This window comes from Arthrobacter arabinosi (assembly GCF_054511115.1).
Genome location: NZ_JBTNDF010000003.1, coordinates 148,669 through 174,277 on the forward strand (window position 1 = coordinate 148,669; position 25,609 = coordinate 174,277).

The 25,609-nt window shown below is 71.4% G+C and carries 25 protein-coding genes; 13 read left to right on the forward strand and 12 right to left on the reverse strand.

The genetic code is table 11. The features are described from left to right. Nucleotide 1 precedes the first annotated feature (1 nt). On the forward strand, nucleotides 2–718 hold the full coding sequence (locus ACX80P_RS08595; RefSeq protein WP_459277659.1) for a GNAT family N-acetyltransferase: 717 nt from the start codon (nucleotides 2–4) through the stop codon (nucleotides 716–718). A 181-nt stretch (nucleotides 719–899) separates the two neighbouring features. Here ACX80P_RS08595 and ACX80P_RS08600 read toward each other — a convergent pair whose 3' ends face one another. From ACX80P_RS08600 to ACX80P_RS08615, 4 genes are all read right to left on the reverse strand, one after another. Beyond that, nucleotides 900–1,325, reverse strand: a complete 426-nt coding sequence (locus ACX80P_RS08600) for an ankyrin repeat domain-containing protein (protein ID WP_459277660.1) — start codon at nucleotides 1,323–1,325, stop codon at nucleotides 900–902. Further along, nucleotides 1,322–2,410: a CAF17-like 4Fe-4S cluster assembly/insertion protein YgfZ gene (ygfZ, locus tag ACX80P_RS08605; RefSeq protein WP_459277661.1), complete on the reverse strand. Its 1,089-nt coding sequence runs from the start codon at nucleotides 2,408–2,410 to the stop codon at nucleotides 1,322–1,324. Before ygfZ ends, ACX80P_RS08600 begins: the two co-directional genes overlap by 4 nt. 60 nt (nucleotides 2,411–2,470) lie before the next feature. Further along, on the reverse strand, nucleotides 2,471–3,070 hold the full coding sequence (locus tag ACX80P_RS08610) for a nitrobindin family protein (protein ID WP_459277662.1): 600 nt from the start codon (nucleotides 3,068–3,070) through the stop codon (nucleotides 2,471–2,473). 221 nt (nucleotides 3,071–3,291) lie between these two features. Further along, a complete protein-coding gene (locus ACX80P_RS08615; RefSeq protein WP_459277663.1) occupies nucleotides 3,292–4,044 on the reverse strand; it encodes a hypothetical protein in 753 nt (250 codons plus the stop codon). Between the two features lie 178 nt (nucleotides 4,045–4,222). Here ACX80P_RS08615 and ACX80P_RS08620 point away from each other — a divergent pair, with 178 nt between their 5' ends. The 6 genes from ACX80P_RS08620 to ACX80P_RS08645 all read left to right on the forward strand — a co-directional run bounded on the left by ACX80P_RS08620 (nucleotide 4,223) and on the right by ACX80P_RS08645 (nucleotide 10,601). Then, the gene (locus ACX80P_RS08620) at nucleotides 4,223–4,930 is read left to right on the forward strand and encodes a winged helix-turn-helix transcriptional regulator (protein WP_459277664.1); all 708 of its coding nucleotides are present in this window, start codon (nucleotides 4,223–4,225) and stop codon (nucleotides 4,928–4,930) included. A gap of 196 nt (nucleotides 4,931–5,126) precedes the next feature. Next, the gene (gene mshD, locus ACX80P_RS08625; RefSeq protein ID WP_459277665.1) at nucleotides 5,127–6,098 is read left to right on the forward strand and encodes a mycothiol synthase; all 972 of its coding nucleotides are present in this window, start codon (nucleotides 5,127–5,129) and stop codon (nucleotides 6,096–6,098) included. A 77-nt stretch (nucleotides 6,099–6,175) separates the two neighbouring features. Continuing rightward, nucleotides 6,176–8,398, forward strand: coding sequence for an RNA degradosome polyphosphate kinase (locus tag ACX80P_RS08630; RefSeq protein WP_459277666.1), 2,223 nt, complete (start codon nucleotides 6,176–6,178; stop codon nucleotides 8,396–8,398). Next, complete coding sequence (locus ACX80P_RS08635) at nucleotides 8,398–9,366, forward strand: NUDIX hydrolase (RefSeq protein ID WP_459277667.1); 969 nt, start codon at nucleotides 8,398–8,400, stop codon at nucleotides 9,364–9,366. Before ACX80P_RS08630 ends, ACX80P_RS08635 begins: the two co-directional genes overlap by 1 nt. 158 nt (nucleotides 9,367–9,524) lie before the next feature. Next, on the forward strand, nucleotides 9,525–9,761 hold the full coding sequence (locus ACX80P_RS08640) for a hypothetical protein (protein ID WP_459277668.1): 237 nt from the start codon (nucleotides 9,525–9,527) through the stop codon (nucleotides 9,759–9,761). A gap of 51 nt (nucleotides 9,762–9,812) precedes the next feature. Continuing rightward, nucleotides 9,813–10,601: a 4'-phosphopantetheinyl transferase family protein gene (locus ACX80P_RS08645; RefSeq protein WP_459277669.1), complete on the forward strand. Its 789-nt coding sequence runs from the start codon at nucleotides 9,813–9,815 to the stop codon at nucleotides 10,599–10,601. Nucleotides 10,602–10,618: 17 nt separating this feature from the next. Here the strand turns inward: ACX80P_RS08645 and ACX80P_RS08650 are convergent, their stop codons facing one another. Next, nucleotides 10,619–11,986 (reverse strand): M1 family metallopeptidase, encoded by a 1,368-nt coding sequence (locus ACX80P_RS08650; protein WP_459277670.1) that lies wholly within the window; start codon nucleotides 11,984–11,986, stop codon nucleotides 10,619–10,621. Then, nucleotides 11,983–15,900 (reverse strand): Pls/PosA family non-ribosomal peptide synthetase, encoded by a 3,918-nt coding sequence (locus ACX80P_RS08655; protein WP_459277671.1) that lies wholly within the window; start codon nucleotides 15,898–15,900, stop codon nucleotides 11,983–11,985. Before ACX80P_RS08655 ends, ACX80P_RS08650 begins: the two co-directional genes overlap by 4 nt. Before the next feature lie 173 nt (nucleotides 15,901–16,073). Between ACX80P_RS08655 and ACX80P_RS08660 the strand changes: the two genes are divergently transcribed. The 4 genes from ACX80P_RS08660 (at nucleotide 16,074) to asd (ending at nucleotide 19,390) form a co-directional block, all read left to right on the forward strand. Continuing rightward, nucleotides 16,074–16,853: a thymidylate synthase gene (locus ACX80P_RS08660; protein WP_459278182.1), complete on the forward strand. Its 780-nt coding sequence runs from the start codon at nucleotides 16,074–16,076 to the stop codon at nucleotides 16,851–16,853. Further along, the gene (locus ACX80P_RS08665; protein WP_459277672.1) at nucleotides 16,850–17,413 is read left to right on the forward strand and encodes a dihydrofolate reductase; all 564 of its coding nucleotides are present in this window, start codon (nucleotides 16,850–16,852) and stop codon (nucleotides 17,411–17,413) included. The genes ACX80P_RS08660 and ACX80P_RS08665 overlap by 4 nt, the downstream gene beginning before the upstream one ends. Nucleotides 17,414–17,435: 22 nt before the next feature. Continuing rightward, complete coding sequence (locus ACX80P_RS08670) at nucleotides 17,436–18,098, forward strand: hypothetical protein (protein WP_459277673.1); 663 nt, start codon at nucleotides 17,436–17,438, stop codon at nucleotides 18,096–18,098. Nucleotides 18,099–18,250: 152 nt separating this feature from the next. Then, nucleotides 18,251–19,390, forward strand: a complete 1,140-nt coding sequence (gene asd / locus ACX80P_RS08675; protein ID WP_459277674.1) for an aspartate-semialdehyde dehydrogenase — start codon at nucleotides 18,251–18,253, stop codon at nucleotides 19,388–19,390. A 100-nt stretch (nucleotides 19,391–19,490) separates the two neighbouring features. On the opposite strand, the gene ACX80P_RS08680 is transcribed toward asd, so the two are convergent. After that, nucleotides 19,491–20,966 carry an HNH endonuclease signature motif containing protein gene (locus tag ACX80P_RS08680; RefSeq protein WP_459277675.1) on the reverse strand — a complete coding sequence of 492 codons (1,476 nt, stop codon included), beginning with the start codon at nucleotides 20,964–20,966 and terminating at the stop codon, nucleotides 19,491–19,493. A gap of 292 nt (nucleotides 20,967–21,258) precedes the next feature. Here ACX80P_RS08680 and ACX80P_RS08685 point away from each other — a divergent pair, with 292 nt between their 5' ends. Beyond that, nucleotides 21,259–21,687, forward strand: coding sequence for a hypothetical protein (locus ACX80P_RS08685; RefSeq protein ID WP_459277676.1), 429 nt, complete (start codon nucleotides 21,259–21,261; stop codon nucleotides 21,685–21,687). Nucleotides 21,688–21,707: 20 nt separating this feature from the next. On the opposite strand, the gene ACX80P_RS08690 is transcribed toward ACX80P_RS08685, so the two are convergent. From ACX80P_RS08690 to ACX80P_RS08710, 5 genes are all read right to left on the reverse strand, one after another. After that, complete coding sequence (locus tag ACX80P_RS08690; protein WP_459278183.1) at nucleotides 21,708–22,787, reverse strand: UDP-N-acetylmuramate dehydrogenase; 1,080 nt, start codon at nucleotides 22,785–22,787, stop codon at nucleotides 21,708–21,710. 8 nt (nucleotides 22,788–22,795) lie between these two features. Further along, entirely contained in the window at nucleotides 22,796–23,236 is a 441-nt protein-coding gene (locus ACX80P_RS08695) for a MaoC family dehydratase (protein ID WP_459277677.1), read from the reverse strand. A 2-nt stretch (nucleotides 23,237–23,238) separates the two neighbouring features. Further along, nucleotides 23,239–23,688 carry an FAS1-like dehydratase domain-containing protein gene (locus ACX80P_RS08700; protein WP_459277678.1) on the reverse strand — a complete coding sequence of 150 codons (450 nt, stop codon included), beginning with the start codon at nucleotides 23,686–23,688 and terminating at the stop codon, nucleotides 23,239–23,241. Nucleotides 23,689–23,779: 91 nt separating this feature from the next. Continuing rightward, nucleotides 23,780–24,010: a hypothetical protein gene (locus ACX80P_RS08705; RefSeq protein WP_459277679.1), complete on the reverse strand. Its 231-nt coding sequence runs from the start codon at nucleotides 24,008–24,010 to the stop codon at nucleotides 23,780–23,782. Nucleotides 24,011–24,043: 33 nt separating this feature from the next. After that, a complete protein-coding gene (locus ACX80P_RS08710) occupies nucleotides 24,044–24,985 on the reverse strand; it encodes a DUF2797 domain-containing protein (RefSeq protein ID WP_459277680.1) in 942 nt (313 codons plus the stop codon). 182 nt (nucleotides 24,986–25,167) lie between these two features. Here ACX80P_RS08710 and ACX80P_RS08715 point away from each other — a divergent pair, with 182 nt between their 5' ends. Next, the gene (locus ACX80P_RS08715) at nucleotides 25,168–25,590 is read left to right on the forward strand and encodes a pyridoxamine 5'-phosphate oxidase family protein (protein WP_459277681.1); all 423 of its coding nucleotides are present in this window, start codon (nucleotides 25,168–25,170) and stop codon (nucleotides 25,588–25,590) included. Nucleotides 25,591–25,609: the final 19 nt, after the last annotated feature.

Below are 25,609 nucleotides of genomic sequence, written 5' to 3' on the forward strand. Positions count from 1 at the left end.
CGTGGAACTCGATCCCGGCACGGTCTCGATCATCCAGCTCGCCTGGTCGCGGCTGCTCGGGCTCGACGACGGCGCCCTCGCCACGGGCTCGGGCCGCCTGTACACGGTCGACGACGACGCCCCGGTGCTGACCTTCGTCACCCTGTTCGGCCGCGAGGTGCTCCAGGGGCCGGCGTGGGCGGTCGACGCGGGGCGCACGCTGTCCGGGCCCGAGCTGCGCAGCCACACGACGCTGCTCAGGCTCGGCCGGGAGCACGGCGGCCGCGGGCTCGGTGAGGCCCAGCTGTACTTCTGCGACGAGCTGCCGCGGTTCGAGGGACCGCCCGCCGTCGTGTCCGGTGAGGCTTCGCTCGTCCGCGAGCTCGAGCGCCGGTGCCCGCCCGACGACGTCGCGGAAGCCGGCCTCGCCGCCGTCGACCACCCGTTCGTGCTGGTCGACGAGGGCGCCGACCCCGACAGCGCGCCCGCTCCCCTGGCCGGGGCCGGCTACGACATCTGGCAGGGCATCCTGGCGCACGTCGCGGCCATCACCCCGCCCGAGGAACGACGCAGGGGCTACGCCGGGCGGGTCGCCGCCGTCGCGGTCGAGGACGCCATGGCGGCGGGGCTCGTGCCGCAGTGGCGTGCGAGGACGGACAACACGGCCTCCCAGCGGACGGCACGCCGGGCCGGCTTCGTCTTCGCGGGAACACAGACGTCGGTGCTGCTGGGCGCCTGAGCACCCTCCCTTCCGTCCCGTCACTCCCCCGCCGTACCGATTCCGTGGTACCGATTCCGGGGGCTTCGACGCCGCCCGGGGCGGGTCGTCCCCGGACACTCCGCTGTGGGGCGGCAGCCGGTTGCAGAGACCCCGGGTCCGCTGGGGGCAGAGGCCGACGGGCAGCAGCAGACCGGACGGGTCAGCCGAGCAGCTCCAGGAGTCCGGTCCGCCCGAACATCCGGGCTGCGGCGCGGGCCGAGGGGGTTCCGGCGTCCGCGTCGGCGCCGGCCTCGACGAGCAGCCGCACGACGTCGTCGTGCCCCTTGAACACGGCCCCGGCGAGCGGGGTCTGGCCGCGGTCGTTGACCTGGTCGGCTTCCGCGCCACGCGCCAGCAGGTCGCGCACGATCGCCGGATGGCCGTTGTACGCGGCGAGCATCAGGAGGCTGTCGCCCGCGGTGTTCGTGAGGGTGAAGGGCACCCCGGCGTCGAGGTACCTCCCCAGCGTGGCGCCGTCACCCTGCCGCGCGGCGTCGAACAGGGCGTGCGCCAGGGCGATGGCAGCGTCCGCGCCGGAGCCGACCGAGGAACCAGCGGGGTCCTGGCCGTCCTTCCCGGCGCTCATCGCGGAGCCTTCAGGAATCCGGCGGCGCGGCCGACGACCTGCCCCGCGTCGGGGGCGACGATGACCTCCTGGCCGGCGGCGTACGCCTCGTCGCCGTCCTGCACCAGCAGACCGGCGGAGGCGTCGACGGACCGTTTGAGCACGGCGAGGGCGATCGGGCCCATCTCGTAGTGGTGACCGACGGACGTCACCCGTCCCACCGTGCGACCCTCGCTGACCACCGGGCTCCCGGGCGCGGGCAGGGTGTGCTGGCTGCCGTCGAGGTGCAGGAAGGCGAGCCGGCGCGGCGGGTGCCCGAGGTTGTGCACGCGGGCGATCGTCTCCTGCCCCTTGTAGCAGCCCTTCGCGAGGTGGACGGCGGTGCGCATGAGGTCGAGCTCGTGCGGGATGGTCTTCTCGTCGGTCTCGAACCCGGGCCGCGGACGCCACGCCGCGATGCGCAGGGCCTCGGCGGCCAGCGACCCGGCCGGCGCCAGTCCCGTGGCGGACACCGCGGCGTCGAGGTCCTTGCGCGGCACGAGGTACTCGAACCAGGGGCGTTCGCGGCCCGGGTGCTCGCGGTCGTCGACCGTCGCGTAGGAGTATCCACCCGGGCCGACGGCGGGCCAGGGGTCCTCCCAGACGACCGCGCCGCCCAGTCCGGGCAGGGACGTCGTCGATCCGAGGACGGCCCAGGCGTCGGTGGCGTCGGCGACCTCGACGCGGAGCATGAACTTCATGCGCTCCAGCCAGGCGGCCAGCGGAGCCGCCTCGCCGCCCTCGGTGATGAGCCACGTGGTGGTGCCATCGTCGACGACGTGCGCCGCGTACTCGATCCGCCCCTGCACGGTGAGGAGCAGCGTCTCGGAGCTGCGGCCGGGCTGGAGGCCGAGGAGCAGCTGGGAGGAGAGCGTGTTCAGCCAGCTGAGGCGGTCCGGTCCGGACACGGTGACGACGCCCCGCTGCGACAGGTCGACGACGGCCTCGCCGGCCGACAGGAGCCGCTGCTCGCGGAAGGGGTCACCGTAGTGGGAGGCCACGCCGGCGTCGGGTCCGCCACCCTCGACGGCACCGGGTCGGCTCAGCAGGGGGCTTCGTGGGGTCATGGACGGTACAACGCCTTCCAGGCGGGTCTATTCCGGGGGCGCAGCCGCACTATGGGAGCGTCAGGAGACTTTCTTCAGGATCGCGGACGCGTGGGCCTCGAGCGAGTTGCCCTGTGCCGCGACGTCCCAGCGCCAGTACAGGTTGCCCTCGACGAGGCCGAACAGCCGGGTGGCGGCCGCGTACTCCTTGGAGTGCTGGCCGCGCATCACGAGGTCCGTGCTGAGCCGGATCTGCGGTCCCTTGATGCTCCCGTAGTAGAGCTCCGCGATGCCGCCGGGGTGCACCACCGTGGCCGTGATGTCGAAGCCGCCGGAGTCGTTGCGGAACTGCTCCACCTCGTCGGCGGTCTTCAGCGCCGGGACGATGTCCGCGGGATTGAGGCCGGGCCCGACGTCGGCGTCGTTCAGCTTGCGGTCGAGCGCCCAGAAACCGGTCTCGACCGACAGGGGGCGCAGCTGGGCGCCCTCCTCGTCGATGAGCCAGGATTCGGCACTGTACTGGAGGTACGGCAGACCGTTCTGCGAGAACACGACGCGCTGCGAGAACCGTTCCGAATCGGCGGTACCCTCGCCGAGCATCCCCGTCCCCTCCCAGGTTCCGAGGAGCCACGACAGCGGGACGAGTTCGGGTGTCAGGTCGGTGGGCAGGTCGATCGACATGGGGCCTCCGGGGTCAGTCGGCTACTTCTGGCCCTTGTACAGGCGCGTGATGACGAGGGCCGCGAAACCGGCCATGCCGAGACCGGCGACGACCAGCAGCGAGATGAAGAAGATTTCAAGGGCAAGGATGGACATGCTTCCATCCTAACGCCCGGTCCGGACAGGGAAGGAACGCGTGCTGCGGTCTCCCGCAGGACGGAGGTCGGCGCCACCGGGCCGGTTCAGGCGAGGAGGAGCGCGTCGAGGAAGTACACGACGGCGCCGATGGCGAGCACGGGGGTGGTGCCGGCGGCGATGGCTGCGATCGGGTTGATCGGGGCCTCCCGGGCCACGAGCAGCCGGCGGGTCCCCGCGATCACGGCGCCGCAGGCGAGCCCGACCACCGCGGCGGGGAGGGCCGGCACATCCGTGAAGAGCAACGCTCCGAGGGGCCCGGCGAGCGCGGCGAGCACGAGGGCGGCGGGGGCGACGAGGCGGTCGGGCAGCGGCAGCAGGCACACGGCGATCGCGACGAGGATACTGACACCGGTCACGAGCGTCATGCCCGAATCGGCGGCGTTGACGGCCAGGCGGTCGGTCGCCACCCAGCCCGAGCCCATGCCGACGGCCAGGACCCCGGAACTCGCTCCGAGGGTCGATTCCAGGCGCAGGCTCTGGCCGGTCCCCCGCAGGAGCTGGATCATGAAGATCGCCCCGACGCCGAGCGCCACGGAGATGGGGAACCAGCCCAGGAAGAACGGGCCGGGTACGGCAGCGGTGAGGACGACGGCGAGCACTGCGGCGAATCCGATCGCGGCCGACAGCGTCTTCCTGGCCGGCACGCGGAGGACATGCGGCCACCCGATGGCGGCCAGGACGCACAGCAGGCCGACGGCGACCGTGACCGCCGTGAGGGAGATGTAGGAGGACGCGACGATCGCGGCGGTCGCGACTGCCGCGGCTCCGGCCGCTGCGACCACATTCGTCCTCTTCACCCGAGCAATACTGCCCTACCCGCGCTGGTGCGGGAAAACAGTGCCGACGACGACGGCAGGGCGTGCGGCGCATCACAGGCCGAGGGCTATACTTGACCAACTTTCGACCGCGCCACCACCCCGTCCGGGGACGAGCGCAGTTGCCCGATGATGCGCATCCCCGACCCGTGGAGGACACATGCCGCACATCCTGATGCTCACCAACACCACCGGCTCGTCCGTCGACATCCTGCCGGCCCTGGAACTGCTCAACCACAGGGTGCACATCCTCGCGGCCGAACCCACGGCGCTCCTCGAGACGGAACCCTGCGACGTCGTCCTCGTCGACGCGCGGAAGGACCTCGTCGGCGCGCGGTCCCTCACCCAGCTCCTGAAGGCCACCGGGCTCGGGGCCCCCCTCATCCTGGTGCTCACCGAGGGCGGCATGGCGGCGGTCGCCGCGAATTGGCTGGCCGACGACGTCGTCCTCGACTCGGCGGGCCCGGCGGAGGTGGAGGCGCGGTTGCGGCTGGTGATCGCCCGGGCGGCGACGGCGGGCGAGGAGGCGAGCACCGAGATCCACGCGTCCGGCGTGGTGATCGACGAGGCCAGCTACACGGCGCGCGTGGGCGGAGAGCCGCTGAACCTGACGTACAAGGAGTTCGAGCTCCTCAAGTACCTCGCCCAGCACCCCGGGCGCGTGTTCACCCGGGACCAGCTCCTGCACGAGGTGTGGGGCTACGACTACTACGGGGGCACGCGCACCGTCGACGTCCACGTGCGGCGTCTGCGGGCGAAGCTCGGATCCGACCACGAGCAGCTGATCGGCACCGTCCGGAACGTCGGCTACCGGTTCACGCTGACCCGTCTGCCCGAGGACCGCAGCTCGGTCGACCAGGACGCCTGACCACACGAAAGCCCCTTCCACCCGCGGGTGGAAGGGGCTTTCGGTGTCTCCGGCCTGGCCGGCGATGGTGGAGGACATACGGGTCGAACGTATCGCGGGCGCCCCACTGGCGCATCCCCCTCGAGCAGTTCCCGACACTACCCCACACCGCGGGCCGGCACCAAACCGCACGGTGGCGCGCGACTAGGCTGGACGCATGACCGCCGCGCAGCACGCCCCCACCTGGTCCGTCGGCAGGATCGCCGGCGCACCGCCCGCCGATATCGTCGACGACATCCGACGCCTGGCCGACGCCGCCGCCGAGGCCGACGGCAACCCGCCGCTCTCGGAGCAGACCCTCCTCACCCTCCGCGCGGACGACACCGGCGGCCGCCTGCTCGTCCTCACGGCCCGCACCTCCGGCGAGCCCGAGAGCGAACTCGCGGGGGTCGCCGTCGTCACGCTCGGCGCGGAGGACGGCGCGGTCCTCGAGCTCGTGGTCCGGCCCGACTGCCGCGGCGAGGGCGCCGGGACGGCCCTGATCGAGGCGGTCCTCGCCGAGGGGATTACCGGCCTCCGCGGCTGGTCCCACGGCAACCATTCCGCGGCCGCCGACCTGGCCGCGCGCTTCGGTTACGGACCGGTGCGGGAACTGTGGAGGATGCGCCTGACCCGCGCCGCCGTAACGGAATCGGTGCCAGCACTCCACCTGCCCGACGGCGTCGTGCTGCGTGCGTTCGTCCGCGGGCAGGACGAGGGGGCCTGGCTGGCGGCCAATGCCGCGGCCTTCGCGCACCACCCCGAGCAGGGCGCGACCACGCGTGCGGACCTCGAGGCCCGCCTGGACGAGGACTGGTTCGACGCCGAGGGCTTCCTGCTCGCCGTACGGGAGAGCGACGGCGCCCTCCTCGGTTTCCACTGGACCAAGGTCCACCCGGCAGTGGGCGCCCACCCGGCGATGGGCGAGGTCTACGTGGTCGGCGTGACGCCCCAGGCGCAGGGCATGGGCCTCGGCAAGGCCCTGACGATCGCCGGGATCGAGTATCTCCACGCGCGGGGGCTGCAGGCCATCATGCTCTACGTCGACGCCGACAACACGGCGGCCGTCGCGCTCTACCGGTCGCTGGGGTTCACGCGCTGGGATGTGGACGTCATGTACGCGGCCCGGACGACGCGGCCCACCTTGTAAGGTTGAATTCGAGGCGTGTCCCGGCCCGTCGGAGCCGGGTTCCCGCCACCATGCCCGCCCACGCTGCAGGAGACGCAATGGATTCAGGAATCAAGCGCCGGGGTGCGTCCCTGTACGGGTCCGCCGAGACGGCTCCGGCCCGGGCGACCCAGGACCGCATCGACATCCCGGAGTTCGCCCCCAGCCTCCTGCCGACCGGCGACATCGGGCCGGACCGCTTCCTCGACCGTGAGATCAGCTGGCTCGACTTCAACGCACGCGTCCTCGAGCTCGCGGAGGACCCGGAACTCTTCCTCCTGGAGCGGGTCGCCTTCCTGTCGATCTTCGCGTCGAACCTCGACGAGTTCTTCATGGTGCGGGTCGCAGGCCTCAAGCGAAGGATCGCGACGGGCCTCGCGGTGCCCTCGGCGGCGGGCCTCAGCCCCATCGAGCAGCTCGAGAAGATCATGCAGGACGGCTACCAGCTGCAGCAGCGCCACGCGGCCGTCTTCGCCGAGCACATCCGGCCGGCCCTCGCCCGGGAGCAGATCCACCTCACGACGTGGGAGGAGCTGGACGACGCCGCACGGGCCGCGGTACACACGATCTTCGCCGAGAAGGTCTTCCCGATCCTCACGCCGCTCGCCGTCGACCCCGCCCACCCGTTCCCGTACATCTCGGGGCTGTCCCTCAACCTCGCCGTCGTGGTCCGCAACCCCATCAGCGAGAAGGAACTCTTCGCGCGTGTGAAGGTGCCCGACCAGTTGCCCCGCCTCATCTCCGTGGACGGCCCCCGCGCAGGCAATGTGGCAGGGCGCATCGCCCGCTTCATCCCGCTCGAGGAAGTCATCGCCGTCCACCTGGACCAGCTCTTCCCCGGCATGGAGGTGCTGGAGCACCACCTCTTCCGCGTCACGCGCAACGAGGACCTGGAGGTCGAGGAGGACGACGCCGAGAACCTGCTGCAGGCCCTCGAGAAGGAACTGCTGCGCCGCCGGTTCGGACCTCCCGTCCGCCTCGAGGTCACCACGGACATCAACCCGAGCATCAGGGCGCTGCTCTCGCGGGAGCTCGGCGTGGAGGAGGACGAGGTCTACAACCTCCCGGCACCCCTGGACCTGCGGGGCCTCAGCGTGATCGCGGGGATCGACCGCGGGGACCTGCACTTCCCCAAGCACGTGCCCCACACCAGCCGCTACCTCAACGAGAGCGAGACCTCGAAGGCCGCGAACGTCTTCGCCGCCATGCGCCGCCGGGACATCCTGCTGCATCACCCGTACGACTCCTTCTCCACCTCCGTGCAGGCGTTCCTCGAGCAGGCGGCCGCCGATCCCAAGGTGCAGGCCATCAAGCAGACGCTGTACCGGACGTCGGGCGACTCCCCGATCGTGGACGCCCTGATCGACGCCGCGGAGGCGGGCAAGCAGGTGCTGGCGCTCGTGGAGATCAAGGCCCGCTTCGACGAGCAGGCCAACATCTCCTGGGCGCGGAAGCTGGAGCAGGCGGGCGTTCACGTGGTCTACGGGATCGTGGGCCTCAAGACGCACTGCAAGCTCTCGCTCGTGGTGCGGCAGGAGATCGACGGACTGCGGCGCTACTGCCACATCGGTACCGGCAACTACCACCCGCGCACGGCCCGGTACTACGAGGACCTCGGCCTGCTCACCTCGAACGAGCAGGTGGGCGAGGACCTCTCGCGCCTGTTCAACCAGCTCTCCGGCTACGCGCCGAAATCGACCTTCAAGCGCCTCCTGGTGGCACCGCGGTCCGTCCGCTCCGGCCTGATCGACCGCATCGAGCGGGAGATCGCGAACAAGAAGGCCGGGCTGGCCGCCCGCGTGGTCATCAAGGTGAACTCCATGGTCGACGAGGCGATCATCGACTCGCTCTACCGTGCGTCGCAGGCCGGCGTCCAGGTGGACGTGATCGTCCGCGGCATCTGCTCCGTGCGGCCCGGTGTCCCGGGGCTGAGCGAGAACGTGACGGTGCGTTCCGTGCTGGGCCGGTTCCTCGAGCACTCGCGGGTCTTCGGCTTCGCCAACGGCGGCGAGCCCGCCGTGTTCATCGGGTCCGCCGACATGATGCACCGCAACCTGGACCGCCGCGTGGAGGCGCTCGTGCAGCTCAGTTCGGCGGAGGACATCTCCTACCTGATGAACCTCATGGACCGGTACATGGACCCGTCGGTCTCCAGCTGGCACCTCGACGAGACCGGCCGCTGGACCCGCCACCACAAGGATGCCGACGGCGTGCTCCTCGAGGACATCCAGTCGTCGCTGCTGGCCTCCCGCACGCGCCAGCGCGCGGTGTCGCGCCGCTGATGGTCTCACCCACGAAGGACGCCACCGCTGCGACGACGGCGAGCGGCAGCTCCGCGGTCGTCGCTGCCGGGACCCTGTGCTGGCGCATCGAGAAGGGCTCGCTCGAGGTCCTGATCATCCACCGCCCCCGGTACCAGGACTGGTCCTGGCCGAAGGGCAAGCTCGATCCCGGAGAGACGACGCCCGAGTGCGCCGTCCGCGAGACGTTCGAGGAAGTGCGCCTGAGCGTGCGGCTCGGCATCCCGCTGGCGACCATCACGTACCCCGTGAACTCCGGGGACAAGACGGTGTACTACTGGGCGGCGAGGATCGAACGGCTGGCTCCTGTGCCTGACGGCAGTGAGGTGGACGACGCGCGGTGGGTGTCGCCCGAGAAGGCGCGCACCATGCTGAGCAACCCGTCCGACGTCGCGCCCCTGGATTCGCTCATCGAGGCCCACCGAGCGAGGAACCTGCAGACGTGGCCGCTGATCGTGGTCCGCCACGCCAAGGCCAAGCCCCGGTCGTCGTGGAGCAGGGCCGAGGGCGAGAGGCCCCTCGCCGCCACCGGCCGGCGGCAGGCCACCGCGGTGAGCCGCCTGCTGCAGGCCTGGACCCCCGAGCGCGTGGTGAGCAGCCCCTGGGTACGGTGCGTCCAGACGATCTCGCCCTACGTGAAGCAGCGCAGCGCGAAGCTCAAACTCGTCGACGCACTGACGGAACACGACGCCAAACGGCGGCCCGCCCGCGCCCGGGCCGCCGTCGAACGGGTGATCGACAAGCGCCGGTCCGTGGCCATCTGCACCCACCGCCCGGTGCTCCCGCTCGTCCTGTCGGTGCTGGGCCGGCACATGCCGGACCACCTTCGGCAGCTCCTGCCCGTCGAAGACCCGTACCTTGCGCCCGGCGAAGCGGTGATCTGCCAGGTGAGCAGCGCCAACCAGGGTCGTGTCGTGTCCGTGGAACAGTTCCGTGCCTACGACGACTGATCGCGGGATCTGACCGCCTGACCGGCGCCCCGACCGGCGAAGAGGAAGGATTCACCCGGCGTCAGCCTCCCGATCGCGCACGTTCATGCCTCGTTCACACTCGGCCCCTAGCGTCGGGTCCTCACCCAGCCAGCGGCACCGATGACGGGAACGTACCCATGGCCGATGTGAAGGGCCTCGTACGGAGGCTCGCACCGCACGAGATCGAGCAGATCCACCGGATAGGACCCGACGGGCCCCTCACGCCCCGGCTCATGCACGCCATCGACCGCGCCGCCGGTGGACCCGGTGAGGGCCGCGGCTACTACATCTACGGGCGCCCGGCCGACTCCGACCGGCCGCGGCCGTTCGTCCTGCGTGAGGACGTCTGCGCGGAACTCTTCGGTGGCCACTAGGGCGACCCCGCCGACTGGTCCCGGCACCCCGACCTCGGCGACCATGGTGGGGTGACGCGTTTCCCCAGCAGGCCGTTCCGGAGCACGACGCTCCCGGTCGCCGACCCCGAGGGCCTACCGCCGGGTGCGGTGGTCCGCCTGCACGGCATCGGACCGGATGCCGATCTCCTCCCCACCGCCACCATGCTCCGGGACCTCGACGCCGTGGAGCGCAGGCGGGCGGCCCGGACCGTCGATGCCGTGCAGCGCGCATCGTTCGTCGCGGGCCGGTACTACCTGCGTTCCCTTGCCGCGGAGCTGCTCGGGGTCCGGGCCGGCCTGCTCGAATCCGGCTTCACGTGCCCGGCCTGCGGCCCGGACGGGGCGCCCGACCACGGCCGGCCGGGGTACCTGCTGCGCGGCGAACGCCCACCGCTGGCGCTCAGCCTGTCCCGCGCCGGCGGCTTCGTCCTGCTCGGGGCGCTCGGACCGCGCGACACCGGCCCGGGGGCCCCGACGGGTCCCGGGGCGCCCGGTTCAGGGCTGGACCCCCTGCCCGGGCTCGGCGTGGACCTCGCTGCCATCACGGGCATGGACTTCGCCGGGTTCGACGACGTGGCCCTGAGTCCGGAGGAGCGGCGTGCGATCGGCAGGCTCCCTGTCGACGAGCGCCGCATGGCCCGGGCGCGACTGTGGGCCCGCAAGGAGTCGCTGGTCAAGGCTCTGGGCTCGGGATTCTCCGGCCGGGGCCCGGACGCGGTCGATGTCCTGCGGGAGCGGAGGGTCACCGATCTTCCGGCTGTCTCCGGCACGGCGCTGGAGCCCCTGGGCCTCGTGGCCGCCATCGCCGTGAGCCCCTAGGGGCCGGTCGGCGCGCATCACAGGGCGGGCAGTGCATCCGAGAACAGCCACGATGCCAGCAGGCTCTCGACCGCCACACCGGGGAGGAGCCGCACGGCGAGCGTGATGAAGTCGGGTGTGGTGACCGTCCCGAAGCGGTACTCCGCGGTCCAGGCGCGCAGCAGCCCGAAGAAGGCGTCGTCGCCCGCGGCGGATCGGAGCGCCTGCAGGGTGAGGGCGCCGCGCTTGTAGACGCGGTCGTCGAACATGTCGGCGGCGCCGGGGTCGACGATGACGAGGTCCTGGGGTGCCCGGTCGAGGCGCTGATGCGTGGATCGGGCGTGGGTGGCCGCCGTCGCCGAGCCGCTCGCTTCGGACCAGAGCCACTCGGCGTAGCAGGCGAAACCCTCGTGCAGCCAGATGTCCTGCCAGCGCGACGCGGTGACGGAGTTGCCGAACCACTGGTGGGCGAGCTCGTGGGCGATCAGTCGCTGCGCCTCCCAGCCCTGATCGAGGTGGTTGCGCCCGATGATGGACAGGGTCTGCGCCTCGAGGGGGATCTCGAGGTCGTCGTCGGCGACGACCACGAGGTACTGCGGAAAGGGGTAGGGCCCGAAGCGGTGCTCGAACGCCGTCATCATCTGGTGGTGCCGGGCCAGCGCTTCCCCGGCGGCGGGCATGAGGGACCGCGGCACCGCGGCGTACTGCGGAACGGGACTCCCGGGTCCGCGCGGTGCTCCGTGGACGGGAAGGGGGACGGCGGGGCGGGCGGGGTCGTTCAGCGCCACCAGGCCGTACCGCCCGATCTGCACGGTCGCGAGGTAGGTGGCCATGGGCTCCTCCTGCTCGTAGACCCAGGAGGTCCGGCTGGATCTGTCGATCCGTGAGACGAGGACCCCGTTGCAGATGGCCCGGTACCCGGCATCGGTGGTCACCGCGATCCGGTAGGCCGCCTTGTGCGAGGGGTGGTCGTTGCACGGGAACCAGGAGGGCGCCCCGGTGGGCTGCCCGGCCACGAGGACGCCGTCGGTCAGTTCCTCCCACCCGACCTCGCCCCACGTCCCGGTCAGCGGGAGGGGGTTGCCCTCGTACCGGATGTCGAGCCGGAACGCGGACCCGGCCGGCACGGGGTCGCGGAAACCGACGACGAGCTTGCCCGCGCGGTCCTTGAAGGACCGGATGCGGACGGTGTCGGAGGTGATCTTCGTGGTGCGCAGGCCGCTGAGGTCGAGTTCGAGCTGGCGCAGGTCACGGAGCGCAACCAGGGTGAGGACCGCACGGCCGGTCAGACGGTTGCTCGAGAGCCGGTAGTCGAGGTCGAGGTCGTAGTGGTCGACGCGGTAGGCGGTGCTGCCGTTGGTCGGGGTATACGGGTCCGGTGCAGAACTCTCGGAACCGGTGCTCACGCACCGGCTCCCGGGCCCGACCAGGAGCTGACCGGGTTCCCCATCCAGTAGGTCCCGGCGGGGACCGTCTCACCGCGCATGACCAGGGACGCCGGCCCCACGGTGGCGCCCTGGTCGATCCGTGCGGCGGGCAGGATCACGCCGTGGGGGCCGAGGGTTGCTCCGGCGGCGAGCTCCACGGTGTCCATGCTCATGATCCTGTCATGGAAGAGATGGGTCTGCACGACGCATCCGCGGTTGACGGTGGACCCGGTGCCGAGCGTCACCAGATCCGCTTCGGGGAGCCAGTAGCTCTCGCACCAGACGCCGTGCCCGATCCTCGACCCCAGCGCCCGCAGCCACCAGACCAGCGCCGGCGTGCCGCTGGCGGCGCGGGCGAACCACGGGGCGCTCACGCTCTCGATGAACGTGTCCACCACCTCGTTGCGCCAGATGAAGGAACTCCACAGCGGGTGCTCGCCCGCGGTGATCCGCCCGACCAGCAGCCACTTCGCCGCGACGGCGCTCCCTGCGGCGACCGCGCCCAGCACCGTGAACACGACGCCGCTCAGCAGGGCCGCCACGAGGTAGCCCCCCCACAGGGCGAGTGCGTCGAAGACGACGAGGGCCGCGGCGGCGATCGTGACGGTGAGGATGACCGGGACCACCCGGCACAGTTCCCAGAACGCGCGCGCCGCCTTGAGGCGGCCGGGGGGCTGGAACGTGCGGGTCTGGTCTCCCGTGACGGCGAGCCGGCGCAGGCGGGAGGGCGGGCTGCCCAGCCAGGAACTGCCGGCCTTGGCCTTCGCCGGCGTGGCCGAGAGCACCGCGACGAGCGAGTTCTTCGGCACGCGCCGCCCCGCCGACGTCATGCCCGAATTGCCGAGGAAAGCCCTCCGGCCGATCTTGGCGGGCGCGATGCGCAGGTACCCGCCGCCGAGGTCGTAGGAGGCGACCATGGTGTCGTCCGCGAGGAAGGCGCCTTCACCGATCGTGGTCATCTTCGGGATGAGGAGCACGGTGGACGCCTCGACGTTCGGGCCGACCCGCGCCCCGAGGAGCCGCAGCCACACGGGCGTGAACAGGCTCGCGTAGAGCGGGAAGAGGAGGTCCCGCGCCATGTCGAGGGTGCGCTCGGTGGCCCAGATCTGCCAGCCGATGCGGCTGCGCGCAGGATAGTGGCCCTCCTTCAGTCCGATACCGAGCAGCCGGACCGTGGCGAGCACGAGGGCCGCGGTGACGACGAGCCAGAGGACGGCGGCGAGCGCCACGGGTCCCACCAGGGAGGGCCACGACGACGACAGGGACGGGGCACCGCGCAGCGCGGCCACGACGGGCAGGGAGGCGACGACGGCGGCAGCGAACGGGATGAGCGAGAGCGCGCCCGACGCGGCGGCGAAGGCCACGAAGCTCAGGCGCGAGTGCAGGCCGGAGCGGGCCGGCGGGGCGTCGGGCCAGTCCTGCCTGGCCCTGCCCACCCGGGTGGCGGGCGACCCGGCGAAGGACTGCCCTGACCGGACGGATCCCTGCACGGCCGAGCCGGGGGCGATCTCGGCGCCCGCGCCGATCCTCGTGCCCGGCATCAGGGTGCTGCGTGCTCCGACCACGGCTCCGGCGCCCACGGTGATCCCGCCGATGTGGACGCGGTCGCCGTCGATCCACCAGCCCGAGAGATCCACCTCGGGTTCCACGGAGGCTCCGGCTCCGAGGGTGAGCAGGCCCGTGACGGGCGGGACGGAATGGAGGTCGACGTGGGGCCCGATGCGCGCTCCGAGCGCCCGCGCGTAGAAGTGCACCCAGGGTGCACTCGCGAGGCTGACCGCTCCGACGCTGTCCGAGATCTGCTCGGCGAGCCAGAGTCTCAGGTGCACCCGGCCGGACCGCGGGTAGACGCCGGGCTCCACTCCGCCCAGTAGCAGGCGGGACGCGAGGACGGAGATCCCCATGCGCCCGAACGGGCTGACGAACACGAGCCAGCACAGGACCACCCACCACCAGGACAGGGTCGGCGCGGACGTGAGGATCCCGAACCGGGCGAGGAGGTCGCTCGCGATCATGGCGTAGGTGAGCCAGCGCATGCCTGCGAGGAACTGCATCGGGATGCCCATGACGGTCTGGAAGACCTGCGACCGGCGTGCGGTGCGCCGGACGGCACGCTCGGGGGTCGCCGGCTGTTCGTCGCCGTCGCCCGTCCCGGCCGCGAAGGAGGCGAGGGCTCCGAGCCGTGGATGGGCGTAGATGTCGGCGACGGTGATGATCGGGTAGCGGGTACGGATGAGCGAGACGAGCCGGGCGGCGGCGAGGGACCCGCCGCCGTGCAGGAAGAAGTCCGCGTCCTCGTCGGCCGGGACGGTGCCGAGGACGGCAGCCCACTGGTCCGCGATCCACCGGACACGGGGGTCGAGGTCCTCCAGGCTGCCGGGCCCGGGGTCGCCGACGTCCGCGAGCGGCCAGGGCAGGGCGTTCCGATCCACCTTGCCGCTGGTCTTCGTGGGCAGGGCATCTGTGAGTGTCAGGAGCGGGACGAGCGCGGCCGGCAGCTCGGCGGCGAGCAGCGTGCGCAGCGCCGGGAGGTCCGGGGTGTCGCCGGCCGGGACCAGGTAGCCGACGAGGAGCTGGTTGCCCGACGGCGTCGTCCGGACGGCGGCTGCCGCGCCGGCGATGCCGGGCAGGGCCTGCAGCGCCGCGTCCACCTCGCCGAGCTCGACGCGGCGGCCGCCGAGCTTCACCTGGTCGTCGGCCCTGCCCACGAAGACGAGCCCGGCGGCCTGGAGCTGCACGAGGTCCCCGGAGCGGTAGGCGCGGCGCCACCCGAGTGTGGGCATCGGGGCGTACTTCTCGGCGTCCTTCGCCGGGTCCAGGTAGCGGGCCAGTCCCACTCCCCCGATGATGAGCTCGCCGGTGCCGCCCTCCGGGACGGCCATGCCGGACTCGTCCACGACGGCGAGGTCCCACCCGTCCAGCGGCAGGCCGATGCGTACCGGGCCGTCGCCGCCCAGGCGCGCGGCGCAGGCGACGACGGTTGCCTCGGTGGGTCCGTACGTGTTCCACACCTCCCGGTCGTGGACGACCAGGCGCTGCGCGAGGTCCGGCGGACAGGCCTCCCCGCCGAAGATGAGGAGGCGGACGTTCTCGAGGGAGTCGGCGGGCCAGAGGGCCGCCAGGGTGGGCACGGTGGACACGACGGTGATGCCGCGGGCGATCAGCCAGGGACCGAGATCGACGCCGGTCCGGACGAGCGCGCGGGGCGCCGGCACGAGGCACGCGCCATGCCTCCAGGCGAGCCACATCTCCTCGCAGGAGGCGTCGAACGCGACGGAGAGGCCGGCCAGCACGCGGTCGGCGGGCCCGAGGGGTTCGTGCTGCAGGAACAGGCGCGCCTCCGCGTCAACGAAGGCGGCTGCCGAGCGGTGGGAGACGGCCACCCCCTTCGGCGTGCCGGTGGAACCGGACGTGAAGATGATCCAGGCGTCGTCGTCGGGCGTCGGGTCTCCGCTGCCTCCCCGGCGGCCGCCCGGTCCGGTCACCACCGACAGGCCGTGCCCGACGACGGCGGCGACCCGAGCTTCCCCGAAGACGACGCGTGCGCGCTCGTCCGGGTCGTCGGCGTCGACCGGGACATAGGCCGCGCCGGCCGCGAGCACGCCGAGGATCGCTATGTACAGCTCGTTGGTGCCCGAGGGGAGGCGTACCCCGACGGCGTCGCCGCGGCCCACGCCGGCGTCGTGCAGAACCGCGGCGAACAGGTCCGCGGCGGCCATCAGCTCCGTGTAGCTGAGGCTCACGGTGCCGTCGTCGAGCGCCGAGGCGCTGGGGTGCTCCGCGGCCGTGGACCGCAGGACGTCGAGGAGGGTGCGGGGTGCGGGCGCCCGCCCGGACGCGAGGAATCTCTCGGCGACGGGTGCGGTCTCGGTCTCGGGCGAAGGTGCGGTCACGGCTGGATTCTTCCGGTTCGAGATGAACAGCAGGTGAGCATCGAGGCCTCACCCGTACGATCCGGGGGTAGTCTACCGGGGCTCCTGCGGCGGGCCCGGTGATCCGGCCGTCCTAGACTGGCGGGGTGAGTACTCCCATCCCCACCCCGTACGAGGACCTGCTGCGCGACGTGATGGCGAACGGCGCGGCGAAGAGCGACAGGACGGGCACCGGCACCCGGAGCGTGTTCGGGCGGCAACTCCGCTTCGACCTCAGCGAGTCCTTCCCGCTCGTGACCACCAAGCGCGTGCATTTCAAGTCCGTGGCACTGGAACTGCTGTGGTTCCTCCGCGGCGATTCCAACGTGCGCTGGCTGCAGGAGCGGGGCGTGTCCATCTGGAACGAGTGGGCGGACGACGACGGCGAGCTCGGCCCCGTCTACGGCGTCCAGTGGCGGTCGTGGCCCACGCCCGACGGCGGCCACATCGACCAGATCGCCCAGGTGGTCGAGGGACTCAGGACGAACCCCGACTCCCGCCGCCACCTCGTCTCGGCCTGGAACGTCTCCGAACTGCACAACATGGCGCTGCCGCCCTGCCACGTCTTCTTCCAGTTCTACGTGAGCCCGGGAGTGGACGGTGGTCCCGGCAGGCTCTCCTGCCAGCTGTACCAGCGGTCCGCGGACACGTTCCTCGGGGTCCCGTTCAACATCGCCTCCTACGCCCTGCTGACCCTGATGGTCGCCCAGCAGACGGGCCTCGAGCCCGGCGAGTTCATCTGGACCGGCGGCGACGTCCACGTGTACGACAACCACGTGGAGCAGGTCACCGAGCAGCTGTCCCGGGAGCCCTACCCGTACCCGCGCGTCGAGCTGAAGCGGAAACCCGAGAGCATCTTCGACTACGCCCTGGAGGACTTCGACGTGATCGACTACCAGCACCACCCCACGATCAAGGCGCCGGTGGCCGTATGAGCGCAGCACCTCCACACCGTTCCCTGAGCGTGCCCGACGCCGTCGGATCCCGTCCCGTCATCGGCGTGATCTGGGCGCAGACGGAGGACGGCGTGATCGGGAAGGACGGCGGCATCCCCTGGCACGTGCCGGAGGACATGGCGCACTTCAGGGCCACGACCACGGGCCACCCCGTGATCATGGGGCGGCGCACCTGGGAGTCCTTCCCCTCGACGTTCCGTCCCCTGCCGGACCGCACGAACATCGTCGTGTCCGGGTCCCGTGCGGACCTGCCCGGCGCCGTCGTCGTCGGTTCCCTCGACGCCGCCTTCGAGGTTGCACGCGCCAGTCCCGGTGCGGAGGAGATCTGGGTCATCGGGGGTGGTCGCGTGTACGCCGACGCCCTGCCGCGCGCCAACGCGGCCCTCGTCACCGTCGTGGAATCCGCGGCGGAGGGCGACACCCTGGCGCCGATCCTTGGCACGGACTGGTCGCTGGCGGCCCTGACGCCCGAAGCGGGATGGCTGGAGTCCACGAACGGCACCCGTTACCGCATCAGCCTGTGGACCAAGCAGGACTGACACGGCACCGAAGGATACGGACATGACTGACGCAGGCACCTCCCCGTCGGGCCCGGCGCGGGGCACCGCCTCTCCCATGGCCGTGGGACTCGGCTACGCCGAACTCGCGGCCCTGCTCGCGATGAGGCCCGGCGAACCGTCGACGGCGAGCGCGGCCGCGCTGCGCATCGCGACGGAGGCAGCCGACGGGCAGATCATTCGTGCAGGCGCTTCGTCCCTCGTGGCGCACGGCCTCGCGACCGTGGGCCCCAAGCACGAGTTGAGGGTCCGCGGGGCCGTGGCGGCCATCCTCACCGCGCTGTCCGGCGCCCGGTGTCGCGTCGACATCGGGCTGCTGGCGCCCGACCGGACCACGGAGACCCTGCTCCAGGTGGAGTCGGCCGAGTTCTCCATCCTGCTGCAGCCCCGCTCCTACCTCTCCTGGTTCGCCATGGCGCAGGACCCGGCACTGTCGGGGGCGCAGGCCCTCCTCACCCTGGTCACCTCGCACCTCGCGTCCCATCCCGACGGCGGAGCCACCGTGTACCGCCGTGAGACCCCGGGGAAGGGCCGGCTCCTCATCAGGGGCGACGCAGCGGGCTGGACGGTGGGCCACCAATACGAGGGCCGGGAGGATGTCCCGCAGCGGACCGGGCTCGACGACGACGCCCTGCTGGCCGAACTCCGGAACGTGAGGGGAGACTGACAGGTGCCTCCCCGCCCGCTGGCGGCGCTCGTCGCCGACGGCGGTCCGCGCTCGTCGGTGACGGCGGTCCGCATTCGTCGGCGGCGGCGGTCCGCAGGAGGCATCGGTCACAAATCAGCGTGTGCGGGAAGCCTCCGCCTAAACTGGAGGGCATGACTTCAGCACCCGAGAGCTCCGCCCTGCCCTCCGTCGGATTCGTGGGCTGGCGCGGCATGGTGGGGTCGGTCCTCATGCAGCGCCTCCAGGACGAGGGCGACTTCGCCAGGATCAACCCCGTGTTCTTCTCGACCTCGGCGGCCGGGGGTGCCGCACCCGGCTTCGCGGAGGGCACCGGGACCCTGCAGGACGCCTACGACGTCGAGACGCTCGCCAAGCTGCCGATCATCGTCACCGCGCAGGGTGGCGGTTACACCGCCGAGGTCCACCCCAAGCTGCGCGACGCCGGGTGGCAGGGCCTCTGGCTCGACGCCGCCTCCACGCTGCGGATGGAGCAGGACAGCATCATCGTCCTCGACCCGATCAACCGCGACGCCATCGACGCCGGACTCGTGCGTGGCGTCCGCGACTTCATCGGCGGCAACTGCACGGTCTCGTGCATGCTCATGGGCCTGGGTGGGCTGTTCCGGAACGGCCTCGTCGAGTGGGGCACGTCGATGACCTACCAGGCCGCCTCGGGTGGCGGCGCACGTCACATGCGGGAGCTGCTCAACCAGTTCGGTGCCCTCCATGGCACCGTGGCCGCCAACCTCGACGACCCCGCCGCGGCGATCCTCGACATCGACCGTGCGATCCTCGCGAAGCAGCGGCACCCGAGCCTGGAAGCGAGCCAGTTCGGTGTACCACTGGCCGGGTCCGTCATCCCCTGGATCGACAGCGATCTCGGCAACGGCGTGTCCCGGGAGGAGTGGAAGGCCGGGGAGGAGACCAACAAGATCCTCGGCACCGACACGCGTATCCCCTTCGACGGACTCTGTGTCCGTGTGGGCGCCATGCGCTCGCATTCGCAGGCGCTGACCCTGAAGCTGACGCAGGACCTGCCGGTCAGCGAGATCGAGTCGCTCATCGCGGCCGACAACGAGTGGGTGCGCGTCATCCCGAACACGAAGGTGGACACGGTCGCCGGTCTGACGCCGGTAGCCGCCACCGGCTCGCTGGAGGTCCCCGTCGGCCGGATCCGGAAGCTCGAGATGGGCCCGGAGTACATCAGCGCGTTCACGGTGGGCGACCAACTGCTCTGGGGTGCGGCCGAGCCGCTCCGCCGGATGCTGATGATCGCCACCGGCAACCTCTAGGGCACACCGTCCGGTCCGTCGTCGCGGGTACGACGACGGGTGGCTGCGCCCGGTGGAGTCACCGCCACGAGGGACCTCGCCCACCGCGGTGGACGGGACGCTACTGGCGCCATGGGCATCGACCGGGTCCTCGAGCAGACCAGGGCCTTCGACGGGGTGCTGGAGCCGGCGCCCCGCGAGGGCGATGGAGCACCGGAGATCGCCCGGGGTGATCACTTCCGGGCGAGGCGGGTTCGACGGGTGAACGGGGCTGGGCGTGCCAGTATCTGTTGCGCCGGGCTGCGGCTCCGTGCCGAGCGAGATGCGGGGGCGGGGTGAACCAGGGGATGCCGTCGTGGGATTCCACTCCCCACTGACCGAGGTGGATGACGTGGTGGTGATGCGAACACAGCAGGACCCCGTTGTCGATGCTCGTCACCCCTCCATGCGACCACGGCGTCATGTGGTGGGCCTCGCACCAACTCGCCGGGATGGTGCAGTCGGGGAACGCGCATCCCCTGTCGCGGGCGACCAGGGCCCGGCGCAGGGGTGGTGGGAACAGCCGACCGGCACGGCCGATGTCGAGTACCTGTCCCTCGCCGCCGAGCACGAGCGGGATGATGTCCGCCTCGCAGGCGATCCGACGGATACTGCGAGCGCTCAGCAGTTCGGCGAGCAGGCTCTGCGCCCTGGTCGGGGCGTCCAGTGAGTGCACCACCGACGAGACCCCGTCTCCGCCGTCATGCCTCGATCCGGGATGTGAGAAGAGGTGGGGATCCGCGCAGTCGTTCGGCACTGCGGAAGTCTTTGAAGGTCCTGTGACACCAGGAGCGCCGGCGGTTCCGGCGATTCCGGCGGTGCGCGGATTGGTGGCTGTGTTCATGACCATGGCCGGCTGCTCGAACTGCTCGTCGGTGGCCCCGATCTCGAGCATGTGCACTCCATTGCGCCGACCGCGGAAGAACACTCCCTGCCGCGCCCGCAGGAGCTTCTCCGTGGGCTCCTGGCCATCCTGATCGAGCACCGTCTCCCAGCGCCGGGCGAGAACGCGCAGGACGTCCTCGTCGGCCTCCAGCGCCTGCCGGGTGAGCTGATGCTCCATCGACACGAGCTGCTCGGGAACGGCCAGGCAACGCACCCGGTCCACCGCGGAGCAGATGGCGGTCGCCGCCTGCCCGCTCAGGGTGCCCGCGGCGGAGGCGGCGCCGACGGCACCCGCCCTGGGCTCGACGACCGCACCCGGAGGAGAGACACCGGGCAGTACCCGGTGCGCGAGATCCAGCCTGCGCTTCGCCTCGGCCCGGCTGATCCCCAACCTGGCACGCAGGTAGTCCGCACGGTTCCGGAACCGGTCCCCGCACGGAGAACCGGCATCCTCACCGGCGCGACCACCGGCAGCTCCCCCGGCGGCACTGCCGGCGACGTCGGCTCCGTCCGACTCAGCGAGGAGATGTTCCGCTCGCACCTGGAGGGAGATGAAGCCCGGAGACGTCTCGCCCGACGCGAGGTCCATGTCCTCCGCCGAACCTGCGGCGAGTGCCTGGAGGTGATCGACGATCCGGGAGATATCCTCGATGTCGACGAGAGTCCGGACCACCTCGCTGTCGGGGAGGTTCTGCCCGGAAGCGACAGTCGCTCAGCGGCCTCTGCGAGATCGCCACGGATGGACTCCAGGTGTGGCTCGGTGTCCCTCCGGTGCTCTGTGGGTGCGATGGCCGTACCTGATTTCACAGAACACGTACTATCCTCGAGCGCGGTCATCCACTGTGGAGGACAAGTGCCCGAGCACTTTTCCACCTACCGCTGATCCGCCGGCGCAGTGACGCAGCATGGATGCAACAGCACACCCGCGGGCCCAAAAGGTCGGAGGCCGCGGGCAGGATGAGCGCATGGACCCCGTGAACGCAGACACCATCCTCAGGCGCTTCTTCGCAGCGAGCGGTCACGTGCGCCATCCCGAGAGCCTCCTGCGGTACGAGCGCGTCCAGGACCACCTCCGCGACTACCTCGAGCACGTCGCCACGGCCGGGCTGACGGACGCCGAACAGGAGTTGCTCGCCCTCGAACGGCAGTTCGGGACGGAGGACCCCTACGTCCGGATCCTGGGCGCCCGGGAGCTGCTGCACGCCCTGCCCGACTTCCTCGCCGTGCCCCAGCTCCTCCCGGACTTCCATGACCGGCTCGCGCAGATCAGTGTGGCCTCGCGCCTCGCCCAGTGGCTCTGCTCTCGGCAGCTGGTGCAGCGCGAGGACAGCTGGAACGACGTCGTCCTCACCCGCGCCGCCGCGGAACAGGCCCGCCGCTCCCCTGCCCTGTAACGTCGCCTGAGCGGGCCGGGCTACAGGGCGCAGTTGATGAGCAGCGGCTCGGGCTCCAGTCGGATACCGAAGGCTCGTTCCACCCCGTCCCGTACCAGCCGGGCGACGGACAGCAGGTCCGACGCCGACGCGCCGCCCCTGTTGGTCAGCGCGAGCGTGTGCTTCGTGGACAGCGACGCCCGGCCGCCGGCCGCGGCGTGCCCGGCGTCGTCGGCGAGGCCGAACCCCTTCGAGAACCCCGCGCGCTCGATGAGCCAGGCCGCACTCAGCTTCACCCGGCCGTCCTCCCCCGACGGGTAGCGGGGCGCGTCGGCCGGCAGCCGCTCGGCGACCTCGGCAGGGACGATGGGGTTGGTGAAGAACGATCCCGTGCTCCAGGTGTCCGGATCCGGTGCGTCCAGCACCATGCCCTTGCCCGCACGCAGCCTGAGCACCTCGCGGCGCACGTCGTTGGCGTAGGCGCGCGCCCCCACGTCGACGCCGAGAGCGCGGGCGAGCTCCGCGTACCGGATCGGGGTGCTCATGCGGCCGAGTCCGAGCTGGAACTCGACGGTGAGCACCACGTAGCGCGGAGACCCGTTGACAGTACTGCGCTTGAGCAGGGAGTCGCGGTAGCCGAACGTCAGCTCGAAATTGGTGAAGCTCTTGATGCTGTCGGTCTCGCGATCGAAGGTCCGCACGGTGGCGATGGTGTGGGACACGTCCGAGCCGTAGGCCCCGACGTTCTGGACCGGGGTCGCGCCCGTGGATCCCGGGATCCCCGAGAGGGCCTCCAGGCCCGTGAACGCGTGCAGCACCGTGTACTTCACGAGGTCGTCCCAGTCGTGGCCGGCCTGCACCCTCACCATGACGCCGCCGCAGGTGGCGTCGTCGTCGTCGACGGTGAAACCGCTCGAGGTGATGCGCAGGACCGTGCCCGCGAAACCGTCGTCACCGATCAGCAGGTTCGAACCGCCGCTGACAATGAGCAGCGGATCACCGGCGGCGTCGGCGGTCCGGACCGCCTCCACGATCTCCTGCTCGGTGGAGGCCTCGACCAGTGTGCGTGCCGGCCCTCCGACACGCGTCGTCGTGAGGTCGGCCAGGAGCGTGCCGGTCAGGGGTGCCGTCACGGGAGCTTCACCACGGCCTGCGCCTTCACGAGCACCTTCTGCCCCGCGAACGTCACGGTGAGATCGATGCGAGCGGTCGACCGCTCGACGTCGATCGCACCCACGACCCCCGTCACCTCCACCACGGCTCCGGGCTCCCCCGGCCGCGCGGTGGTGTCCTCGACGAGGACCGGCTTGGTGAAGCGCGTCTGGTAGTCGATGACGGCTGCAGGGTCGCCGGCCCAGTCGGTGACGAGCTGGACGGCCGCGCCCATGGTGAACATGCCGTGGGCGATCACGCCGGGGAGCCCGACGCCCTCCGCGAACGCCTGATTCCAGTGGATCGGGTTGAAGTCTCCCGAGGCGCCCGCGTACCGCACGAGGTCCAGGCGGGTGATGTCGATGGTGGTGGAGCCGATCTGCCGGCCCACCTCGAGCGTGCTGATGGTTGCTGCCATGGCTACTGGTCCTCTCCGCGGACGAGGATGGACGACGTCGAGGTGGCCGTCGGCTCGCCGTCGACGGTCGAGATCTCCGCACGCGTGGTGATCATCGCGCCCCCGCCCATGGCTCGCACCTGGTCCACGTGGAGCTCGGCGACGAGCTGGTCGCCCGCGACGATCGGGCGGTGGTGGATGAACCGCTGGTCCGCGTGGACCACGCGCGTGAAGTCGATCCCCGCGGTGGGATCGTCGATGAGCTGCGCGTCGGCGCGCTGGGCGACGATGATCGCGAAGGTGGGCGGGGCCACCAGGTCGCGGTGACCGAGTGCTGCCGCGGCGTCGACGTCGTAGTGCGCCGGGTGCGTCGCCTTGACGGCCCGGGCGAAGTCGCGGATCGCCTCACGGCCCACGGAGTAGGTCTCTCCTGCGGGGTAGCTGCGCCCCTGCAGGGCTGGGTCGATGGTCATGGTTCCTCCGATGGAAGCGGCGTGGGGCAGGCAGGGATTCCCGGCTGAAGGCGCGGGAGGGCGACGGCGTGCGCCGTCGGGCCGGACGGGCTCAGCGCGTCTCCCGGAGACGGCGCCGGGTATCGCGCGAGCGGACCGCCAGGCCCGCGAGGTGGCACACCATCCCGGCCACGATGACCGGTATGCCCGTGAACACGAGAGCCGTCTGGTTCGTGATGGCTCCGATCACGGCGATGAGGACGCCGAGCCCCGTGGTCACGAGTGCGGAGACCACCAGCCGGCGGTACAGGTCCGAGCCGGTCTCCCAGGGCGTATTCAGCATGCACCGATTCTACTGCCGTCCGTCCGACGGTGATCAGAAGAGCGTCTCCTGGACGGCGGGCACCGGCGTCGTGAAGTCCCCGGGCCGCAGCCGTCGGCCCTTGAGCTGGGAGAGGTCCGCGACGAACACGAGGTCCGAGCCGTCGATCGAGACCAGGGCGGACGGGCCGAGGACCTCACGGACGGTGACCCCGTGCCTGCCGCGGCCCAGCGGCTCCGGGTAGGGCTGCAGTCCGCTCCGCCCGAGCACGGCGGACCACGACGACGGCGGCTGGAACTCCTCGTGCACCACCTCGAACCCCTCGATCCCCATGCCGCCGCCCAGCAGTCCCCGGGCCGCCAGGGCGAAGCCGTCGTTGACGTGCTCGAGGCGTGTCGGGGGCAGCGGCGCGCAGAGGGACGCGGCCTTCGTGGCGGACCGCACGGCCTGCGGCAGGCCGACCGCGCGGGTTACCTCGTCCTCGAGGATCCGGACGACCCGCCCGTCCCGGGCGTGCGCGACGAACTGCGCGACGACGGCTCCCTGCTCCACGAGGCGCGCCCGCTTCCGCAGGTCCGACGCCGTCCCGACCTTCGTCGAACCGTCCGCGAAGGTCGCGACGTACAGCCAGTGTGGCTGGTCGAGGTAGCGCTTCAGGCCGGCCGGCGCGATGCCCGAGCGATGGATGTCGTGCATGAACCGGAGGTCGTCCTGCGTGAAGCACCGCCCGCACTGGTAGCCTCGCTCCGCCGGGGACTGCTCGGCGCACCGCATCCACGTGCGATCGTCGCGGCCGTGGACGCGGTAGAAGCCCAGACAGTATCTCTCCTCCGCGGTGACCTCGAAGGCCAGCCTCCTGCCGGGCGTGAGCGGGAGGTCGAGCTCGCCGCCGTCCTGCTCACCGGAGTCCCGGGCGGGCGGGGACACCTCGCACAGCGCCAGGGCGGGCACGGCAGCGCGCCACGTCACACCGCTGCACAGATACGTCGGTTCCATGGACCCAGCGTAGGGGCGGGCACCGACAACGGGGGCGGCCGTGTGCCGCGCCGACCGGCCCCCGTCGTCCCCGGGCAGAGGGGCCTCCCGACTCTGGTGCACGTAGCGGAGGTCGGGGACACTGGTGCCGCACCACGCGCGTCCGCCAGGCCGGACGACCCTATGCCCAGGAGGAGAACACCATGGAAAGTGACGAACGACCCGGAACGGTCCTGTCCGAGGCCGAAGCATGGGACATGCTGAAACGCTCCGAGTACGGCCGCCTCGCCGTGAGTGTGATGGGCGAGCCGGACATCTACCCGCTCAACTTCGTCGCGCACAACGGCACGCTGTTCATGCGGACGAATCCGGGCACGAAGCTGGCCGAACTCACGGTGAACGAGCGCGTCGCCTTCGAGGTGGACGAGGTCGACGGCGACGAGGCCTGGAGCGTGGTGCTCAAGGGCACCGCCCGGGTGATCGTGTCGCAGTCCGAGGTGGACGAGGCGGACACGCTACCGCTGAAGCCCTGGATCCCGACGCGGAAGTACACCTATGTCGAGATCACGCCCACCCACATCCACGGCCGCCACTTCGAACTGGGCGAGGAACCCGAGCGGTACTGAGACTCCGGGATCGCGACAC

Coding starts and splice junctions, on each gene's coding strand:
- ygfZ (WP_459277661.1), bottom strand. CDS start 2,410: ATGACCCCACGAAGCCCCCTGCTGAGCCGACCCGGTGCCGTCGAGGGT.
- ACX80P_RS08665 (WP_459277672.1), top strand. CDS start 16,850: ATGAGCGCAGCACCTCCACACCGTTCCCTGAGCGTGCCCGACGCCGTC.
- ACX80P_RS08695 (WP_459277677.1), bottom strand. CDS start 23,236: ATGGCAGCAACCATCAGCACGCTCGAGGTGGGCCGGCAGATCGGCTCC.
- asd (WP_459277674.1), top strand. CDS start 18,251: ATGACTTCAGCACCCGAGAGCTCCGCCCTGCCCTCCGTCGGATTCGTG.
- ACX80P_RS08620 (WP_459277664.1), top strand. CDS start 4,223: ATGCCGCACATCCTGATGCTCACCAACACCACCGGCTCGTCCGTCGAC.
- ACX80P_RS08660 (WP_459278182.1), top strand. CDS start 16,074: ATGGCGAACGGCGCGGCGAAGAGCGACAGGACGGGCACCGGCACCCGG.
- ACX80P_RS08635 (WP_459277667.1), top strand. CDS start 8,398: ATGGTCTCACCCACGAAGGACGCCACCGCTGCGACGACGGCGAGCGGC.
- ACX80P_RS08610 (WP_459277662.1), bottom strand. CDS start 3,070: ATGTCGATCGACCTGCCCACCGACCTGACACCCGAACTCGTCCCGCTG.
- ACX80P_RS08630 (WP_459277666.1), top strand. CDS start 6,176: ATGGATTCAGGAATCAAGCGCCGGGGTGCGTCCCTGTACGGGTCCGCC.
- ACX80P_RS08685 (WP_459277676.1), top strand. CDS start 21,259: ATGGACCCCGTGAACGCAGACACCATCCTCAGGCGCTTCTTCGCAGCG.
- ACX80P_RS08600 (WP_459277660.1), bottom strand. CDS start 1,325: ATGAGCGCCGGGAAGGACGGCCAGGACCCCGCTGGTTCCTCGGTCGGC.
- ACX80P_RS08700 (WP_459277678.1), bottom strand. CDS start 23,688: ATGACCATCGACCCAGCCCTGCAGGGGCGCAGCTACCCCGCAGGAGAG.
- mshD (WP_459277665.1), top strand. CDS start 5,127: ATGACCGCCGCGCAGCACGCCCCCACCTGGTCCGTCGGCAGGATCGCC.
- ACX80P_RS08670 (WP_459277673.1), top strand. CDS start 17,436: ATGACTGACGCAGGCACCTCCCCGTCGGGCCCGGCGCGGGGCACCGCC.
- ACX80P_RS08705 (WP_459277679.1), bottom strand. CDS start 24,010: ATGCTGAATACGCCCTGGGAGACCGGCTCGGACCTGTACCGCCGGCTG.
- ACX80P_RS08710 (WP_459277680.1), bottom strand. CDS start 24,985: ATGGAACCGACGTATCTGTGCAGCGGTGTGACGTGGCGCGCTGCCGTG.
- ACX80P_RS08640 (WP_459277668.1), top strand. CDS start 9,525: ATGGCCGATGTGAAGGGCCTCGTACGGAGGCTCGCACCGCACGAGATC.
- ACX80P_RS08715 (WP_459277681.1), top strand. CDS start 25,168: ATGGAAAGTGACGAACGACCCGGAACGGTCCTGTCCGAGGCCGAAGCA.